Origin of the sequence: Collimonas fungivorans (genome assembly GCF_001584145.1) — a bacterium.
In the GTDB taxonomy this organism is placed as follows: Bacteria; Pseudomonadota; Gammaproteobacteria; order Burkholderiales; family Burkholderiaceae_D; genus Collimonas; species Collimonas fungivorans.
On record NZ_CP013232.1, the window covers coordinates 171,675 to 189,136 of the forward strand.

Below are 17,462 nucleotides of genomic sequence, written 5' to 3' on the forward strand. Positions count from 1 at the left end.
GTAACGATGGGCCGGTCGATTTGCGCAAACGCTGCGCATGTTTGTACTGTGTCCGCAAAGCTCGGCATGGAACGAATCAATGATTAAAATTAGTGTCATTTCTTACAACAATGTGGCGCCTGAATCGCCCCTGTCGGCCGTGTTTGGCCGCGAGCCTAAAACCCTGGGTCGCAGCGAAGAGAATTATTTCGTGCTGGCCGACCCCAGGAATTTCGTCTCGCGTATCCAGGCCGAGATCAAAAGCGACGGCATCCGCCAATCCATCACCAATCTCAGCCGCGCCAATCCGATACTGTTGAACGGACACGAGATCGATGCCGAGCAAGAATACGATTTACAGATAGGCGATGAAATCCAGATCGGACTGTACTTATTGCGCGCGGAGGCGCAGCTCAACTTGATGAAAGATAACCCTGACATGACCAACCAGTCCGGCCAGCCATCGGCCAATCCGGTGAAACGGGTAAGCGGCGGCAAGCCTTTGCTGAGCGTATCCGAGACCCGCCTGGCGGCGCTCGCGCAATTGAACCTGGAGCTGGCGGCAACTGCCAATGCGGCCTTGCCGACCTCGCCGGTGCGTCCGCTGAACACGATACCGCGCGCGGCTGCGAATCCGGCGCCGGCCGACCCCGGCGAAGACAGCCCGGCTGAACTATCTGCATCCCTGTCCGCATCCGGCGAAGCGCTGGTGCAGGCGTTCATGAAAGGCGCCGGTCTGCCGCCCGGCACCCTGGCGCCGGAACTGACGCCGGAAATGATGGAAATCGTCGGCAAGTTGCTGGCGACGGCGGTGCAGGGCACGATAGACCTGAACGCCTCGCGCGCACTGGTAAAACGCGAAGCGCATGCGGACGTGACCAAGGTGGTGGTCAGGAATAATAATCCGCTGAAATTCTTTTCCGACAGCCAGACTGTGCTGATCCAGATGCTGCGCAAGAAAATGCCAGGGTTCATGGGCGCCACCGAAGCCATGCAAGACGCTTACCAGGATTTGCAGGCGCACCAGGTGGGCGTGGTTTCCGGCATGCGCGCCACCATGAACGAGATGCTGCAGCGTTTCAATCCTGAAGTCATGGAGCGGCGCTCGAAAAAAGGCGGCGTGCTCGATGCGCTGATGCCGGCGAAGCGCAAGGCAAAGTTATGGGATGCCTATGCCGAGCGTTACCAGCGGATTATCGCGGAATCCTCGCAGGACGATTTCCAGACCTTGTTCGGCAAGGCGTTTTTACAGGCTTACGAAAGAAAAGTGGAAAAACAGAGAAGAGAGACGCAGCATGCCTGAGCAATCGCTGCTGGCCGAGATGGCGGTGCCGGTTGCCCTGAGCCTGGCGCAGCTGAGCCACGCCGGCGGCCGCCAGGTCAACCAGGATTCCTGGGGCAGCGTGCTGCAGGAAGACCTGGCTTGCGTGATTGTGGCTGACGGCGTCGGCGGCCAGTACGGCGGCGAGATCGCCTCGAATATCGTGGTCCATTCGATCATGGAAATGTTTGTCGAAGAAGCTTCTTTCGGCCCGCGCGCGCTGCAGTCCTATATCGAACACGCGGTGGCGCAGCTGAACCGGCGCCAGGCGCAGATCCCGCGCCTGAAAGACATGAGTTCGACGGTGGCGGTGCTGCTGGTCGATCAAGCCAACCGCTGCGCGCTGTGGGGCCACATGGGCGATACTCGCGTCTATCTGTTCCGCCGCAACAAGCTGCTGAGCGCTACCAAGGATCACAGCCTGATCCAGCAATTCGTCGATGCCGGCCATTGTTCGCCCGAGCAGTTGCGCCGGCATCCGCGCCGCAGCATCCTGAGCGCCGCTGTCGGCGTCGAGGGCAGCGCGCCTGCCGAAGTGATCCAGAACGCGGTCAGGATACAAGATGGCGACGCCTTCCTGATCTGCTCCGACGGTTTCTGGGAATGGATCAGCGAGGCGGAGATGGAGCAGGCCGCGAGTTTGGCCGCGGATCAGGCCAGTTCTGCCCAGGAGTGGCTGGACCTGATGCACGCTGTCGTGAAAAAGAACGGCAGCGCTTCCAATATTCCACTGGATAACTGTACTGCGTTTACAATTCGTGTTGCTGAGCCTCGATCTTCAGCGAGCCGTTAGTGCTGATAGCCGTCCAGAATAATATTAAAACGCCGAATCCAGAGAATATGCAAAACGCCAAGCCGCTTGATCCGCAAGAAACGACGGCTGTCGAAAACTGCCTGCCCAAAGGCACCCGGCTGGCCGATTTCGAAATCATCGGCGTGATCGGCGAAGGCGGCTTTGGCATAGTCTACTTTGCCTTCGACCGCTCGCTGCGGCGCATGGTGGCGATCAAGGAATACATGCCGGGCGCGTTTGCCGGGCGCGGGCCGGATAAAAAAGTAGTGGTGCGGTCGCAGCGCCACCGCGAAACCTTCACCATCGGCCTCAAGAGTTTCATCAAGGAAGCGCGCCTGCTGGCGCAGTTCGACCATCCGGCGCTGATCAAGGTCTACCGCTTCTGGGAGCAGAACAATACCGCCTACATGGCGATGCGCTACTACGAAGGCCGCACCCTCAAAAGCGTGGTGCAGAATTCGCCGGCGCAGGTGACCGAAGCCTGGCTGAAAAGCATGCTCAAGCCGATGCTGGAAGCGCTCGACGCCATGTACCGGGTGCAGATACTGCATCGCGATATCTCGCCCGACAATATCATGATCCAGAAAAGCGGCGAAGCCGTGCTGCTGGATTTCGGCGCGGCGCGCCAGATCATCGGCGACATGACCCATTCGCTGACGGTGATCCTGAAGCCGGGATATGCGCCGGTCGAGCAGTACGCCGACGACGCCATGATGAAGCAGGGGCCATGGACCGATATCTATTCGCTGTCGGCAGTGATCTATTTCGCCATCGTCAAGAGCGCGCCGCCGACCTCCGTGGCGCGCATGATCAAGGACCCGATCCTGTCCTTGCAGGACGGCGAGTACAGCGGCTTCAGCAAGGAGTTCCTGGCTGCCATCGACAAGGGCCTGGCAGTCAAGCCGGACGACCGGCCGCAATCGATAGAAGAATTCCGCAAGTTGCTGGACCTGGAGCTGTCGGTGCCGATGCCGATGCCGGACAATGAAGCTTCCGCCCCGATCGCATTTCGCCTGCCGAGCCGGAAGAAACCCGGCGACGAACCAACCATAGCCGACGATAGACATGCGCGCAAGCGGCCAGTTACACCGCCAAGCGTGCTGGACAAAACGCTGAGGGCTCCTGCCTGGTGGATTGGTGCTGCCGTCGCCGTGCTGGCGCTGGGAGCCTATCTGTGGCTCAAGCCGGCCCGCTTGCCTAAGACGCCGGTGGCCGCGGCGCGGGTGGTCGCACCCGCCTCTGTTCCCGCGCCCGCTCCCGCTGCATCGCCGACGGCGTCCAAGCAGGCTGCCGCGCCGGCTGAACAGGTCCTTGACGAAGAAACCATCGCCTGGGAGACATTGAAACAGCAGAATGGCGCGCCGCCGCAGCAAATCGAGGCTTTCCTGGAGAAGTATCCGAACGGTCAGCATGCGGGAACGGCGCGGTCCGGGCTGGCGCAGCGGCAAGACAAAGGCGCGGAGAACGTTGCGGCAGCCAAGCCGGCCGGGCTTAAGGAGGCCGAGGTAAAAGCGGTCGATGCAAAAGTGGTCAATGCTACCGGCGTAATTTCGCTGACCATCAAGCCGTGGGGCAACGTGCTGGTCGACGGCAGCATGAAGGGCGTCAGCCCGCCATTGAAAAAGCTGATTCTGCCGGAAGGCAAACATCAGATCAAGCTGCTCAATCCGAGTTTTCCTGACCGGGTTTTTGAAATTGACGTCAGTCCGAAAAAATCGCGTAATATCGACTACGATTTTTCATCCCACTAATTGCATTTCAGCCCAGAACGCTTCATGACCCCCTCTTTTACCCGTATCAGCAGCTTTGCGATGCTGGCTGCAGCCGTCATGCTTGGCGCTTGCGACACTCTCGACACCATCACCAAACCGGCAACGGCAGCGTCGACGCCAGGCGGATCGACGGTAACGGCGACTGCCGCCGCCGTCCCGGAACCGCCGGCGCCGCCAGCCGCCTTGACCGACGGCATCGCCCTTTACAACAGGGGCAGTTACAGCGCCGCCATCAAGCGCTTTACCAATACCCCCGAGATCTGGTCGGCGGATATCGCGACCCAGACCGAAGCCCTGAAATACATGGCTTTCAGCTATTGCGTGACTTCCCGGAAGAAGCTGTGCCGGCAGCAATTCGACAAGGCATTGAAGCTCGATCCCGGCTTCGACCTGACTGCCGGCGAAAAGGGCCATCCGCTATGGGGCCCGGTATTCAACCAGGCCAAGAAGGCGGCCGCAACCACCGCAAAAAAATGAGATCGCGCTAGGGCCGGACCGGGCGCCCGAAGTCTGGCGCGGCGAACCCCGGCAACTGCGGGATCCGTTCGGTCATGAAGTTCATGAAAATCGTGGTGCGCAATGACTGGTAGCGGCGCGACGGATACAGCAGCGAGGCTTCCTGTCCCGCTGCGCTCCACGCCGGCAGGATGCGTTGCAGCTGGCCCGATTCGAGCAAGTCGTGCACCAGCCATGACGGACAGATGCCAAGCCCGGCGCCCATCAGGAAACTCTCACGTATCGCCAGCGAACTGTTGACCAGGTAGCCGCTGCGGGTAGCAATCTGTACCGTGCCGCCAGGGCCGCTGAGCTGCGTCACTTCGCCGTTGGCCGGCCGCGCAAAGCCGATATAACGATGGCTGGCCAGGTCTTCGGGCCGCCGGATTTCCGGGTGGCGCGCGAGGTAGGCCGGCGCCGCCACCAGGTAACGCTGGGCACTGGCGATCTTGCGCGCAATCATGTTCGGCGGCAGCGAGCCGGCCAGCCGCAGCGCCACGTCGACGCCGTCTTCCACCAGGTCGACGAAGCGGTCGTTCAGGATCAGCTCGACCTCGATCTCCGGATACAACTCCAGGAACTCCAGCACCAGCGCGTTCAGCCGCAACTGACCCAAGCCGAGCGGCGCATTGACGCGCAACAAGCCGGTCGGCTTCTCGGTCAGGCCGCGGGCGTCGCTGACCGCCTCGCTGAATTCTTCCAGCACGCGTTTAGCGCGCTCGTAAAAACGCTTGCCTTGTTCAGTGGTGGTCAGGCTGGTGGTGCTGCGTTCCAGCAGACGCACCCCGAGTTGCTTTTCCAGCGCGGCGATGGTCTTGCTGATGGTCGGTTGCGTACTGTGCTGCTCGCGCGCCACCGCCGACAGGCTGCCGAGCTCGACGGCCCGCACGAAGCTGCGGCATGCCTTGATTTGGTCCATGTCATTCTGATCTGGAATGGTGATACCGGATTATCGGCCCTCTTCCGTTATATCGGGAAGAGCTTGCGCATTTATTAATTTCCATATGGAAATATTTAATATAAAGTCATCGTTGGCGGTTTGCCATGCATTTTAAGAAAAGACCATAGCTTGAGCGCAAGGCAGGCATGCCAGATTTCCAACTTCCTTGTCGATATACCAATCCAGGAGATTGCGATGAATATTTGCAGGTTTTTATTACGTTCCGCCATGCCGGCGGCTCTGGCGACGGTTTTCAGCGGCGCCGCCATCGGCCTGACGCTGGAGGATTACAGGACCCCCAGCCCAGCCTGTTTCAACCGCGCTACCCAGCCGCACCTGACTGTGGCCGATACGCATATCCACTTCCGTCCGTTCGGCGGCGAGTCGGTTTCTTACCAGGACATGCTGCAGCTCATGGCTGACAACGGCGTGGTGTTTGGCGGCGTGATGGGCATAGGCCAGCGCTTGCCGTGGGATGCGCGTCCCGGCTGCGACTCCTACCAGGATTGCCGGGACTTGCCGGCCAATCCCACCATCAAGAACGATTTCGTCAATGCCGCCAATTTTGCCGAGTTCAAGTCGCCCGGCCGCCAGCTGGTGTTTTCCATGACCTTTCCGGACCTCGCCAAGCCGGCCGAGATTCCCGCCCTGATTGCGCTGTACGACAAGGAATATCCGGGGCTGTTCAAGCTGATGGGCGAAGCCAACGTAGTCAAGCAAGCCCTGTTCCCCAATGGCCATGTGCCGGTCACCACGGCGCAGATCGACCAGTGGGCGGATTTCATGACAATCCTGCGTGAACGCAATATGCCGCTGGCCTTGCATTCCGACCTGGGCAACGACACTGGAGAGCCAACCAAGTATCTGCCATTGATGGAACATGTGCTGACAAAATATCCGGACAACAAGATCATCTGGCTGCACCTTGGCATGTCGAGCCAGCAGGTGGCGATGGATCACCTGAACCACATTATTCTGCTGCAGAGAATGCTGGATGATTTTCCTAACCTGTATCTTGATATTTCCTGGGGCGTGCTGGAAGACAATTACTTCAGCAAGCATCGACAGGCTTATGTCAATTTCATCAACCGCAACTCCAGCCGCATCATTACCGGAAGCGATTATGTGGCTTACAAGAACAAGCAGCCAGGTTATAACTACACCGATGAGCTCAAGAACTCGAGTGCGATGAATGAATTTCTGAACGACAAAGCCTTCCGCGACATCGCCCTGGGCCAGACCTACCTGACCCTGCTTGGCATGAACAAGATGTATAGCGCACCGCAAATCTGTTCCAAGCGTTAGGCTGGCGATGCTCATTCCTGATTGGAATGAGCATCATGCGATTCGAACATCTACCATGTGCAATATGAAGAGCCTATCTTAGCGCTATCGCATTTCCGATAAAACCAAGGAGCTCTTCATGCACTATCCGAAAATCATTGCTGCGCTCGCCCTGCTGTCGATCCTGGCCTTGCCGGCCAGCGGCAATTCCGCAACGTCCGGCTGGAGCGCCAGCTGGAGCGCAAGTCCGCAGCCGACCTGGGAGGCCGGGTTCGCCTTGCCGACCAATATCCCGGCCAGCCTGTCGAACCAGACGGTACGGCAGATCGCCAGAATCAGCGTGGGCGGCAAGCGCGCCAGGGTCGTGCTGTCCAACGAATACGGCACGACACCGCTGACGGTGGGCGCGGCGCATATCGCTTTGACTGCGCTGGCCGGCAGCGGTTCGGACATCGTGGCCGGCAGCGACCGCGCCCTCACCTTCGGCGGTCGCGATACGGTGACGATCGCGCCGGGCGCGCCGGCGGTCAGCGATCCTGTCGATCTCGAACTGGCGCCGCTGGCCCAGGTCGCAGTCAGCATCTTCCTGCCGCAAAAAACGCCGCTTGCCACCTTCCACTGGGAAGGCAAGCAGACCGCCTACATCGTGCCAGGCAACCTCGCGGCGGCTCCTGTAATCAAGGCCGGCCAGACCCTGGGGGCGCGCTTGTTCCTCAGCACGATCCTGGTGGAAGCCGTGCCTGCGGCACGCGTAGTGGCGGCTTTCGGCGATTCGATCACCGACGGCGCCGGCTCCACTCCGGACCGCAACCAGCGCTGGCCCGACCAGCTGGCGCAGCGCCTGGCGGGGCAAAACGTTGCGGTGATCAACGCCGGCATTTCGGGCGCCAGGGTGCTGAGCGACAAGATGGGCGTCAACGCCCTCGCCCGCTTCGAGCGCGATGTGCTGAGCCAACCCGGCCTCGATAGCGTGATCCTGCTGATGGGCATCAACGACATCGGCTGGCCCGGCAGCAGCTTCACGCCGCAGGACCCTGCCTTGGCGGCGGAGCGCCTGATCGACGGCTACCGCCAGCTGATAGCGCGGGCGCGCTTGCACCATGTACGCATCGTCGGCGCTACCCTGACGCCGTTCGAAGGTGCATTGCAGGATACGGAGCTGAAAGGCTATTATTCCGCGAGCAAGGAGCAGACCCGCCAGGCGGTGAACCAATGGATACGCAGCAGCGGCGAATTCGACGCGGTCATCGATTTCGATGCGGTGGTGAGGGATCCGAAGCATCCGCGGCGCTTCCTGCCAGCCTTCGATTCCGGCGACCACTTGCATCCTGGCGACCGCGGTTACCGCGCCATGGCGGATGCAATTGATCTGGCAACATTATTGGGTCCGCATTGACTGGCCGGGATGCCTCGGAATAGGTTAGTGGCTCTAATCGCCGCCGAAACAGGGCAGTTTCAGCGATATGCCGGCGCTTTTCAGGTAGATTCCGGCCTGTCACCGACTTTTGCAGCGCCACCGCCTCATGGAAAAATCTATGTCCCATCCTGTCTACCCGCACCTGCTCGCCCCGCTCGATCTCGGTTTCACCACCTTGAAGAACCGGGTGGTGATGGGTTCCATGCACACCGGCCTGGAAGACCGCTTTTTCCACTATGGGAAGCTGGCGGAATATTTCCGGGCGCGCGCCAAGGGCGGCGTCGGCCTGATCGTGACCGGCGGCATTTCCCCCAGCCGGCAGGGCTGGCTGTTGCCGTTCGGCGGCACCATGAACAGCATGGGCGACATCCACAACCACAAGCGCCTGACCAGCGCCGTGCACGAAGAAGACGGCAAGATCGTGATGCAGATCCTGCATGCCGGACGCTACGGCTACCAGCCGCTTGTGGTGTCGGCTTCGGCCATCAAGTCGCCGATTTCGCCGTTCAAGCCGCGTGCGCTGAGCGAAAGCGGCATCCAGTCCACCATCGCGGCATACGTGCGCTGCGCCGAGCTGGCCCAGCGCGCCGACTACGACGGCGTGGAAATCATGGGCAGCGAGGGTTACCTGCTCAACCAGTTCCTGTCGCCGCGTACCAACCGGCGCCAGGACCAGTGGGGCGGCAGCATTGAAAACCGCATGCGGCTGGCGCTGGAAATCGTGCGGCGCATGCGCGCGGCGGTCGGCGAGCGCTTCATCATCATGTACCGCCTGTCCTTGCTGGATCTGGTGGAAGGCGGCAATACCGGCGCCGAAGTAGTGGCGGTAGCGCAGGCGCTGGAACAGGCCGGCGTGACATTGATCAATACCGGCGTCGGCTGGCATGAAGCGCGCATTCCCACCATCGTCACCTCGGTGCCGCGCGGCGCGTTCCGCGAAGCGACGGCGCGCCTCAAGCGCGCGGTCAAGATCCCGGTGATCGCTTCCAACCGCATCAATACGCCGGAAGTGGCGGAGCAGATCCTGGCCGAAGGCGACGCCGACATGGTGTCGATGGCGCGGCCGTTCCTGGCCGATCCCGAATTTGTACTGAAGGCGCAGCAGAACCGCGCCGATGAAATCAATACCTGCATCGGCTGCAACCAGGCTTGCCTCGATCACACTTTCAAGCGCCAGCGCGCAACCTGCCTGGTTAATCCGCAAGCTTGCCATGAAACCGAACTGGTGTACCGGCGCAGCGTGAAAGCGCGACGGGTGGCGGTGATCGGCGCCGGCCCGGCCGGTTTGTCTGCGGCTACCGTGGCAGCCGAACGCGGCCACCAGGTGACGCTGTTCGAGGCCGCGGCCCAGATCGGCGGTCAGTTCAATATCGCCATGCAGATTCCGGGCAAGGAAGAATTCAGCGAAACCATCCGCTATTTCCATCACCGCCTCAAACGCACCGGCGTCGCGCTGCAGCTGAACCGGCGCGTCAGCCGCGAGCAGCTGGAGGCGCTTGGTTTCGACGATATCATCGTGGCGACCGGCGTGACGCCGCGCAATTTGCGCATCCCGGGGATCGACCATCCCATGGTGCTGTCCTATCTCGACGTATTGCAGCGCAAGGCGCCGGTCGGCAAGCGGGTGGCGGTGATCGGCGCCGGCGGCATCGGTTTCGATTTGTGCGAATTCCTGCTGCACGATGCGCATGTACCTTTGCCGGTGCCGATTGCGGAATGGATGGATGAATGGGGCGTCGATCCCCTGGCGGCGGAATCGGGTGGATTGCGGCCGCCGGCGGCGGTTGTGCCGGTGCGGGAAATTCATCTGCTGCAACGTAAACTGAGCAAGGTGGGTGCCGGCTTGGGCAAGACCTCGGGCTGGGTGCATCGCAGCGTGATGCAGCGCAATGGCGTGCAGATGCTGGCGGGGGTCGATTACCGGCGGATTGACGATCAGGGTTTGCATGTCAGCGTGGGCGGCGTGGATCGCTTGCTGGCGGTGGATAACGTGGTGATCTGCGCCGGCCAGGAGTCCTTGCACGATTTGATTCCGGCTGAGGCCATTGCGGCCGGCAAGCCGGGCGAGGCGGTCAAAACCAGAACCCGGCAGGCGGGCTTGCGTTACCACGTGATTGGCGGAGCGTCGTTTGCCAGCGAGCTGGATGCGAAACGTGCGATACGCGAAGGCGCGGAGCTCGCCGCGGCACTGTAGCGCACTGTAGTTAATCGGGACCACCCTCGCTGGACGCCATCGCCATACTTGCTTATGATCGTATCCTCCGACTCCCACAAGGAAACGATCTCATGACAACCAGCCAACCCGCTGTGCAGCAAACCGCCACTCCGCAATTACGAGGCTTGTATCCGCCGCTGGAACCGTTTAAATCCGGCTTGCTGGATGTGGGTGACGGCCATCAGGTGTATTGGGAGTTATGCGGCAATCCTGATGGCAAGCCTGCGGTATTCCTGCATGGCGGTCCTGGCGGGGGATGCAATGCCGATCACCGGCGCCTGTTCGATCCGGAAAAATATTGCGTCATGCTGTTCGACCAGCGCGGTTGCGGGCGGTCGACGCCGCACGCTAACCTGGAAGCCAATACGACCTGGCATCTGGTGGCCGATATCGAACGGCTGCGCGAGATGGCGGGCGCTGAAAAATGGCTGGTGTTCGGCGGTTCCTGGGGCAGCACCCTGGCCCTGGCGTATGCCGAAAAACATCCGCAGCATGTCAGCGAGCTGGTGCTGCGCGGCATATTCACCGGCACGCATGAAGAGGTGCAATGGTATTACCAGGACGGCGCGTCGCGCCAGTTCCCGGACAAGTGGGAAGATTTCCTGGCGCCGATTCCCGAGGCCGAGCGGCACGACATGGTGGCAGCTTACAGCCGTCGCCTGACGGGCGCCGACGAAACCGCCAAGCTGGCGGCGGCGAAAGCATGGAGCGTGTGGGAAGGCAGCACGGTCAAGCTGATCCCCGATCCTGCGCTGGCCGAAGCGCACGACGAACCGGAATTTGCGATCGCTTTCGCCCGCATCGAAAATCATTATTTCACCCACGGCTGCTTTTTTGAAGATGGCCAGCTGCTGCGCGATGTTGCCCAGTTGCGCAACATTCCCGGCGTTATCGTGCAAGGCCGCTACGACGTCTGCTGCACGCCGAAAACCGCATGGGCCTTGCACAAGGCCTGGCCTGAAGCGGAACTGCACATCGTCGCCGATGCCGGACACGCGTATAGCGAGCCGGGCATCTTGCATCAGCTGATCCTGGCGACCGACAAGTTTGCTGCTTGAATAGGGAACCGAGCAGGAACTGAGCCTGACGACGATGCAAGCGGAGGGCCCTTGCCCTCCGAAGAATGCCGCAATGGCTGATCATTCAGGAGATCCGGTATGCCACGACCGCTTCGCTTGCGATATCTGTTGCCAGTCTTGCTGGCGGCAGCCGGAATGGTTTCGCCGGCCTGCGGTGAAACCCTGAAAAACTGGTTCAACGATCCATTCATCCAGGTGCGCAGCGCCGTCGCCGATTGTCCGCAGCCGCTGGGGCCGCTGGCGAGCGAAGAAGAGATGCGCAAGGAAACGCACTGGCGCAGCGAACGCGGCACCAGCTGCTGGCTGGCCGGAAAATGCGACAAGCCGAATTCCTACCTGTACGACGCGCCGATCGCGCGCTCGGTGCAAGCGCATTTTGCAGCCGAACCGGGATTCGCCCGCAACAGCAGCCTGTGGCTGACATTTCAACGTCGCTTCGTCTGGATCGAGGGCTGCAGCGCCGATCCTGCCATCGATGCGGCCGCGCTGGAAATTTTTGTCCGCACTGAACCGGATATCGAACGAGTGATTGTTAACCTGCGCACGACGGGCGACAGCAAGCCGCCCTATCCGCTGGAGCCGAACGCCATGCCGCTGCCGCCACTCAAATAAATTGACACCAAGTGTCCGCTTGGCCTTCGATTGTTAAGTTGAAACGTAACAATCGACGCCAGGAATTTTCGGTTTGCGAAAAACGGCAAACCGTTTAGAGTGGCCGTGCGGCGCGCGGGATGAGCCAGCGCGCTGTGTCTGGAAAACAAAAGGTAAGTTATGAAATTGTCCCTGATCCCCTTGCTGTTTAGCGCTCTGTTGGTGTCCGATATGGTGATGGCGGATGATCTGTCGATGTCCATCGGCGACATGCTGACAGACAAGGATGTGATGCAGGCCGCCAATGCCTGCCTGCTGAAGCATCCGAAAGGCGCCAATGTGTTTGTCGAAAACGTTTATCCGATGAATCACGGCATGGTGGGCGTCGTCACGGCAGATGCTTCCGGGCGCCGCTACGATTGCAATGCCGAACTGGGCAGCGGGAAAGTACGCGGCAGCGAACCGATTGTCGAACCGAAGGGGCCGCTGTTCGTGTCGGTCAGGCAGATGCCGGCGCCGCCGCAGGGCGAGTGTTTCAGCAGCAGCCCGCTGGTGATCGGCAGGCAGCTGCAAGGCTGGCTGTTGAGCCAGACTGGCAAATGCGGTGGTGTATCATGGAACGGCATCGCTGCTGGCGCGAAAAGCCAATAATTCTCTGACAAGGCCTTTGACGCCAACATGACTAGTTTCAACAACAATCTGGCTGCCGCTTACGTCGCTTACCAGGCCGAGGAAAATTTCGACTCCGCGCTGCAGCTTGTGCGGCGGTTGCGTGGCGCCTGCAGGGTTGACGACGCGATTGCCCTCGTCAGCCAGTGGCCGGCAAGGACTGAAACGCCGATGCAGCGCGCCCAGCTCGGCATCGACATGAGTTATCTCGGCATGTTCGAGCATGCCGAACCCCTGCTGGAAGAGACGCTGCCGCAGCTGGCGGCCAATGCCGAGGCCTTTTACCAGCTGCAACTGGAACTGGCAATAGTCAAATATTGCCTTGGGAAATATCACCAGGCTCATCCGCTGCTGAAGGCGCTGCACGAGCCGGAGTGGTGCGAGGTATGGACCCGGCTGGCCTCGCCCGGCCGCGACAACAACTGGTTTTTGCCGTTCAAGGACAAGGTGCTCCATAAGCAGCCGGTGGCCGGCAAGAGCATCTTGGTATCGGGTGAAGGCGGCGCCGGCGACCTGCTGCAGCTATGCCGTTACATGGAGAAGCTGCGGCAAGAAGGCGCTACGGTTGTGTATTGCCAGGTGCCGCAATCGCTCCAGGGCTTGATGAAAAACAGCGGTCTCGACATTGTGGTGGTCGGGGATACCGCGGACCTGATGCGCGACTGTGATTTCATCACCTGGCCGTTCGCCCTGTTTACTCGTTACCAGCACAGCCCCTATTTTCCTTGCACGGCAGGCGCCTACCTGGCGCTGGCCGCGGGTTACGCGCTGCCGGACCTGGTTGAAGAAAAACTTCCGCTGCAAACAAGCGGCAGGCAAAGGATAGGGCTAGCCTGGCGCAGCGATAGCGGCGTGCGCCACGAACCGTTCCGCTCCATCGAATTGAATGCCTTGCTGCCGCTGCTGGAAAATACTTCCGCGGAATTTTTCTCGCTGCAGGTGGGCGACCTGAGCGAGTCGGAAAAAGTCATGATGGAACGTCATCGGATAGCCGATCTGGGCGCACACTTGCGTTCGTTCGAAGATACCGCGCATGTGATGGAGCGCCTGGACCTTGTGATCTCCATCGATTCGGCGCCGGCGCACCTGGCCGGTGCGCGCAACCGGCCGGTGTGGCTCATGCTGCCGCAAGCGAGCGACTACCGCTGGTACGACTGCCAGCGTCATACCCCTTGGTATTCTTCCATGCGCCTGTATCGCCAGGCCCGGCTGGGCGACTGGCAGCCGGTGATTGCGGAAATGGCGGCGGCTCTGTCTGCCGGCAAGCCGCCGGCCTAAGATCGCCCGGCGGGCGTGATCAGCGGCTGCAGCCAGCCGGCCGCAGTGGGCCGGTACAACGCATGCAAGCCGTCGGTGAAACTGTGCAGCCGCAGATCGAAAGGCGCTGCCAGGGCAGTCAGCGCCTCCGCGGTATAAAACGAAATGTGGCCGTTGCGCGGCGCGCAATACCACCAGTTGTGCAATCCCTCGTCGACGGCCTGCTGCGGACAGAACAAGGTGCTGAACAGCAAGGCGCCGTCGGCGCTGAGGAAGCTGCTGATGTCTTTGACCAGCGCCACCGGATCGTTCACATGTTCGAACACTTCGAAACAGGTCACCATATTGAACTGGCGGTCCGGCCGCTGCGCCGAGGAAAATGGGTCGAAGCTGGCCACCGACGCAAAGCCGTTGCGTCCCAGGATATCGGCCATCATGCCTAGTCCTGAACCATAATCGAGCAAGCTGATCTGGTCCTTCATGCCGCCCAGGCTCTTGAGGATCATGTCGGCATTCGATTGCGGCCTGGCTCCCAGGTAATCCGGATCGTGGCGGGCATAGTCGTCGTTATAGATATAAGTGGCGAAATCCTGGTTTTGCCAATGATCGAGCGCCCGGGTAAACGTGAAACCGCAACTGCCGCAGCGGTAAAAATATACCGGCCAGCCGGCATAAGGATCGACCTTCTTGCCGGCGTGGACGTCAGCGCCGCATCTGGAAAAATCGACCAGCCCGGCCAGCGTCGAGTTCTGGCCGCAGCATTTGCAGCGGGTGGTTTCCGGGACCTTGTTGCACTCGTATGGATTATGGTTCATGACGGTGGCGGCGGATAAAGGGTGGCAGCAGAAAATAGCGGGCTGAGGATCATTATAGCCACAAGCATGGCGTGTAGAATAAACGCCGCTGGAACAGTTGCCAGGAGGCTGGGATAATCGCAGCACTTCAACAAAATTCAAACCCCGGGGAGAAAACATGCAAAATCATGCCAAAACAACCTTGCTGGCCGCCGCCGTTGCCTTGAGCTTCAGCGCCGCCGTGCAGGCCCAGGAGCAAGTCGTGAAGATTGCGCACGTCGGCCCGATTACCGGTCCGGTGGCGCATGTCGGCAAGGACAATGAAAACGGCGCGCGCATGGCGATCGACGATTTGAACGCCAGGCACCTGGTCATCGGCGGCAAGAAGATCCAGTTCGTATTGCAGGCTGAAGACGACGCCAGCGATCCGAAACAGGCCACCAGCGTCGCCCAGAAACTGGTCGACGCCAAAGTGGCGGGAGTAGTCGGGCATTTGCAGTCGGGCACTTCGATCCCTGCATCGAAGATTTATTTCGACGCCGGTATCCCGCAAATTTCGCCTTCTGCGACCAGCGCCAAATATACCGAACAAGGATTCAACACCACTTTCCGCGTAGTGGCCAACGATTCCCAGCTTGGCGCCGCGATGGGCCGGTATGCGGCAAAAACCCTGCACGCAAAAAAGATCGCGGTGATTGACGATCGCACTGCCTATGGTCAAGGACTGGCTACGGAATTTCTCAAAGATGCCAAGGCCAATGGTGTCAAGGTAGTGTCGACGCAATACACGAACGACAGAGCCACCGATTTCAGCGCCATCCTGACCGCGGTCAAGGCCAAGCAGCCGGACCTGATTTTCTTCGGCGGCATCGACGCCAGCGCCGGCACCATGCTGCGCCAGATGCGGCAACTCGGCATTACCGCCAATTTCATGGGTGGCGATGCCATCTGCACCGGCGCCCTGCCGCGCCTGGCCGGTGAAGGTTTGATCGACGACAAGGTGTATTGCGCGATCGCGGGCGGGGTCGAAAACCCTGCGCCGCTGGATGCTTTCAAGGCCGCTTACAAGAAAAAATACAATGCCGACATCGTCCAGTACGCGCCATATACCTACGACGCCGTGATGATCATCGCCAAAGCCATGCAGCAGGCCGATTCGGTCGATCCCAAGAAATATCTGGCGACGCTGGGCAAGATCCAGTACACCGGCGTCACCGGCAAGATCGCCTTTGACGGCAAAGGCGATATCAAGAACGGCACACTGTCGATCTACACCTTCAGGAACGGCCAGCAAACCTTGCTGACATTGAGCAAGTAGATGAGCAAGTAGACAAGCAGAGGGAGGCGCATTGGCACAGGCAGCAAGCCGTACCGGACGATTGTTCATGCTGATGGATGCCTTGCGCAGCCACCGGCGGCCGGTTACCGCTGCCTGCCTGGCGGAGCAGATGTCGGTCTCGGTGCGCACCATCTACCGCGACATGCAGACCCTGATCGAACTGGGCGCGCCGGTCGAGGGCGAAGCCGGCCTCGGCTACGTCTTGCGCGCCGGCTTCTTCCTGCCGCCGCTGATGTTCAGCGAGGACGAACTGGAAGCGCTGGTGCTGGGGGCGAGCTGGGTCAAGCAGCAAGGCGACGACGGCCTGGCGCAGGCCGCCAAGAGCGCACTCAGCAAGATCGCCGCCGCTTCGCCGCTGGACCTGCGCGACAGCATGGCGAACACGGGTTTGCTGGCTGCCAGCTTCCTCGAAGAAGCGCCCGGCAACAATACGCTGGGGCCGATCCGTGAAGCGATCCGGCGCCAGCACAAGATCAATATCAGCTATCGCGACGAGAACGGCAGCGCTACCGAAAGACTGGTCTGGCCGATTGCACTGGCGTTCTTCGAGGGCAAGCGGCTGGTCATCGCCTGGTGCGAGCTGCGCAACGGCTTCCGCCACTTCCGCAACGACAGGATCAGTGTCCTGACGCTGACCAAGGTGCGTTATCCGCAGCAGCGCAGCATGCTGCTGCAAGCCTGGCGCCGTGAAAATCCTTTTGGTGAAGGCGAGTAGCGCTTGCTTGTCGGAACGCTACTGACATAGCCTGTCAGCACCCCGGGACTAAGATGCAGATATCGCATCAACAATTCCGGGAGATCGTCGTCATGCGCCTCTATCATCACCCCCTTTCGTCCAATGCGCAGCGTGTCGTCATGACCGCGCACCATCTTGGCCTGCCGCTCGAGCTGGTGCTGCTTGACCTGTTCAGCACCGAGCAGCGCAAGCATCTGCTGGCGATCAATCCCAATGAAAAGGTCCCGGTGCTGGTGGACGGCGATTTCATCCTGTGGGAATCCTGCGCGATCATGCAATACCTGGCCGACCAGACGCCAGGGCAGACGGTATACCCGACCGAACTGCGAGCCAGGGCCGACGTCAACCGCTGGATGTTCTGGTCGGCCCAGCATTTTGCGCCGGCGATAGGGATTTTTCATTGGGAAAATTTCATCAAGGGATTGGTTGGCGCCGGCCGGCCTGATCCGCTCGAACTGCAGCGAGGACTGACCGACCTGGAGACCTATGCCGGCGTGCTGGACCGCCACCTGGCTCGGCGGCAATGGGTATCGGGACCGGACCTGACCCTGGCCGACCTGGCGATCGCGGCGCCGCTGATGGTGGCCGCGGCGGGGCGTGTGCCGCTGCAGCCATACACCAACCTGCAAGCCTGGTTCTGCCGCGTGCAAGAGCTCGACGCCTGGCGCCAGACCACGCTTGAGGAAGCGCCGCTGATGGCCTGAGCGCGGCCTCCAGGCAACTGCAGCGGATCTCCCGTCATACCGCTGCTTCAAGCCAGCCTTTCTTCGGCGGCATATGC

At 60.7% G+C, this 17,462-nt stretch carries 16 protein-coding genes; 14 read left to right on the plus strand and 2 right to left on the minus strand.

The window, feature by feature from the left end:
- Positions 1 to 79 precede the first annotated feature (79 nt).
- Genes tagH through CFter6_RS25365 form a run of 4 tightly spaced genes read left to right on the plus strand, consistent with a single transcriptional unit; the run spans position 80 to position 4,342 of the window.
- Positions 80 to 1,282, plus strand: coding sequence for a type VI secretion system-associated FHA domain protein TagH (gene tagH, locus CFter6_RS24690; RefSeq protein WP_167351329.1), 1,203 nt, complete (start codon positions 80 to 82; stop codon positions 1,280 to 1,282).
- Entirely contained in the window at positions 1,275 to 2,093 is an 819-nt protein-coding gene (locus CFter6_RS00755) for a PP2C family protein-serine/threonine phosphatase (RefSeq protein ID WP_061538318.1), read from the plus strand. The genes tagH and CFter6_RS00755 overlap by 8 nt, the downstream gene beginning before the upstream one ends.
- A 47-nt stretch (positions 2,094 to 2,140) precedes the next feature.
- Complete coding sequence (locus tag CFter6_RS00760) at positions 2,141 to 3,844, plus strand: serine/threonine protein kinase (RefSeq protein ID WP_236904476.1); 1,704 nt, start codon at positions 2,141 to 2,143, stop codon at positions 3,842 to 3,844.
- Positions 3,845 to 3,868: 24 nt separating this feature from the next.
- Entirely contained in the window at positions 3,869 to 4,342 is a 474-nt protein-coding gene (locus tag CFter6_RS25365; RefSeq protein ID WP_150118567.1) for a TssQ family T6SS-associated lipoprotein, read from the plus strand.
- 7 nt (positions 4,343 to 4,349) lie between these two features.
- Here the strand turns inward: CFter6_RS25365 and CFter6_RS00775 are convergent, their stop codons facing one another.
- The gene (locus CFter6_RS00775) at positions 4,350 to 5,279 is read right to left on the minus strand and encodes a LysR family transcriptional regulator (protein ID WP_061538322.1); all 930 of its coding nucleotides are present in this window, start codon (positions 5,277 to 5,279) and stop codon (positions 4,350 to 4,352) included.
- A 216-nt stretch (positions 5,280 to 5,495) separates the two neighbouring features.
- On the opposite strand from CFter6_RS00775, the gene CFter6_RS00780 reads away from it, so the two are divergent.
- The 7 genes from CFter6_RS00780 to CFter6_RS00810 all read left to right on the plus strand — a co-directional run bounded on the left by CFter6_RS00780 (position 5,496) and on the right by CFter6_RS00810 (position 13,833).
- Entirely contained in the window at positions 5,496 to 6,605 is a 1,110-nt protein-coding gene (locus CFter6_RS00780; protein ID WP_082814499.1) for an amidohydrolase family protein, read from the plus strand.
- Positions 6,606 to 6,723: 118 nt separating this feature from the next.
- Complete coding sequence (locus CFter6_RS00785) at positions 6,724 to 7,980, plus strand: SGNH/GDSL hydrolase family protein (RefSeq protein WP_061538324.1); 1,257 nt, start codon at positions 6,724 to 6,726, stop codon at positions 7,978 to 7,980.
- Positions 7,981 to 8,119: 139 nt separating this feature from the next.
- The gene (locus CFter6_RS00790) at positions 8,120 to 10,195 is read left to right on the plus strand and encodes an NADPH-dependent 2,4-dienoyl-CoA reductase (RefSeq protein ID WP_061538325.1); all 2,076 of its coding nucleotides are present in this window, start codon (positions 8,120 to 8,122) and stop codon (positions 10,193 to 10,195) included.
- Positions 10,196 to 10,287: 92 nt separating this feature from the next.
- Positions 10,288 to 11,274, plus strand: coding sequence for a prolyl aminopeptidase (pip, locus tag CFter6_RS00795; protein WP_061538326.1), 987 nt, complete (start codon positions 10,288 to 10,290; stop codon positions 11,272 to 11,274).
- A 99-nt stretch (positions 11,275 to 11,373) separates the two neighbouring features.
- Positions 11,374 to 11,907, plus strand: a complete 534-nt coding sequence (locus CFter6_RS00800; protein ID WP_061538327.1) for a hypothetical protein — start codon at positions 11,374 to 11,376, stop codon at positions 11,905 to 11,907.
- A gap of 159 nt (positions 11,908 to 12,066) precedes the next feature.
- Positions 12,067 to 12,537 (plus strand): hypothetical protein, encoded by a 471-nt coding sequence (locus CFter6_RS00805; RefSeq protein ID WP_061538328.1) that lies wholly within the window; start codon positions 12,067 to 12,069, stop codon positions 12,535 to 12,537.
- Positions 12,538 to 12,564: 27 nt separating this feature from the next.
- Positions 12,565 to 13,833 (plus strand): glycosyltransferase family 9 protein, encoded by a 1,269-nt coding sequence (locus CFter6_RS00810; RefSeq protein ID WP_061538329.1) that lies wholly within the window; start codon positions 12,565 to 12,567, stop codon positions 13,831 to 13,833.
- Here CFter6_RS00810 and CFter6_RS00815 read toward each other — a convergent pair.
- Complete coding sequence (locus CFter6_RS00815) at positions 13,830 to 14,627, minus strand: class I SAM-dependent methyltransferase (RefSeq protein WP_061538330.1); 798 nt, start codon at positions 14,625 to 14,627, stop codon at positions 13,830 to 13,832. The genes CFter6_RS00810 and CFter6_RS00815 overlap by 4 nt on opposite strands.
- Before the next feature lie 157 nt (positions 14,628 to 14,784).
- Here CFter6_RS00815 and CFter6_RS00820 point away from each other — a divergent pair, with 157 nt between their 5' ends.
- The 3 genes from CFter6_RS00820 (at position 14,785) to CFter6_RS00830 (ending at position 17,385) form a co-directional block, all read left to right on the plus strand.
- Positions 14,785 to 15,924 carry a branched-chain amino acid ABC transporter substrate-binding protein gene (locus CFter6_RS00820; protein WP_061538331.1) on the plus strand — a complete coding sequence of 380 codons (1,140 nt, stop codon included), beginning with the start codon at positions 14,785 to 14,787 and terminating at the stop codon, positions 15,922 to 15,924.
- Between the two features lie 31 nt (positions 15,925 to 15,955).
- Positions 15,956 to 16,660 (plus strand): helix-turn-helix transcriptional regulator, encoded by a 705-nt coding sequence (locus CFter6_RS00825; protein ID WP_082814500.1) that lies wholly within the window; start codon positions 15,956 to 15,958, stop codon positions 16,658 to 16,660.
- 92 nt (positions 16,661 to 16,752) lie between these two features.
- Positions 16,753 to 17,385: a glutathione S-transferase family protein gene (locus tag CFter6_RS00830; protein ID WP_061538332.1), complete on the plus strand. Its 633-nt coding sequence runs from the start codon at positions 16,753 to 16,755 to the stop codon at positions 17,383 to 17,385.
- Positions 17,386 to 17,462: the final 77 nt, after the last annotated feature.

Coding starts and splice junctions, on each gene's coding strand:
- CFter6_RS00755 (WP_061538318.1), top strand. CDS start 1,275: ATGCCTGAGCAATCGCTGCTGGCCGAGATGGCGGTGCCGGTTGCCCTG.
- CFter6_RS00800 (WP_061538327.1), top strand. CDS start 11,374: ATGCCACGACCGCTTCGCTTGCGATATCTGTTGCCAGTCTTGCTGGCG.
- CFter6_RS00785 (WP_061538324.1), top strand. CDS start 6,724: ATGCACTATCCGAAAATCATTGCTGCGCTCGCCCTGCTGTCGATCCTG.
- CFter6_RS00810 (WP_061538329.1), top strand. CDS start 12,565: ATGACTAGTTTCAACAACAATCTGGCTGCCGCTTACGTCGCTTACCAG.
- tagH (WP_167351329.1), top strand. CDS start 80: ATGATTAAAATTAGTGTCATTTCTTACAACAATGTGGCGCCTGAATCG.
- CFter6_RS00830 (WP_061538332.1), top strand. CDS start 16,753: ATGCGCCTCTATCATCACCCCCTTTCGTCCAATGCGCAGCGTGTCGTC.
- CFter6_RS00760 (WP_236904476.1), top strand. CDS start 2,141: ATGCAAAACGCCAAGCCGCTTGATCCGCAAGAAACGACGGCTGTCGAA.
- CFter6_RS00775 (WP_061538322.1), bottom strand. CDS start 5,279: ATGGACCAAATCAAGGCATGCCGCAGCTTCGTGCGGGCCGTCGAGCTC.
- CFter6_RS00820 (WP_061538331.1), top strand. CDS start 14,785: ATGCAAAATCATGCCAAAACAACCTTGCTGGCCGCCGCCGTTGCCTTG.
- CFter6_RS00815 (WP_061538330.1), bottom strand. CDS start 14,627: ATGAACCATAATCCATACGAGTGCAACAAGGTCCCGGAAACCACCCGC.
- CFter6_RS00780 (WP_082814499.1), top strand. CDS start 5,496: ATGAATATTTGCAGGTTTTTATTACGTTCCGCCATGCCGGCGGCTCTG.
- CFter6_RS25365 (WP_150118567.1), top strand. CDS start 3,869: ATGACCCCCTCTTTTACCCGTATCAGCAGCTTTGCGATGCTGGCTGCA.
- pip (WP_061538326.1), top strand. CDS start 10,288: ATGACAACCAGCCAACCCGCTGTGCAGCAAACCGCCACTCCGCAATTA.
- CFter6_RS00790 (WP_061538325.1), top strand. CDS start 8,120: ATGTCCCATCCTGTCTACCCGCACCTGCTCGCCCCGCTCGATCTCGGT.
- CFter6_RS00805 (WP_061538328.1), top strand. CDS start 12,067: ATGAAATTGTCCCTGATCCCCTTGCTGTTTAGCGCTCTGTTGGTGTCC.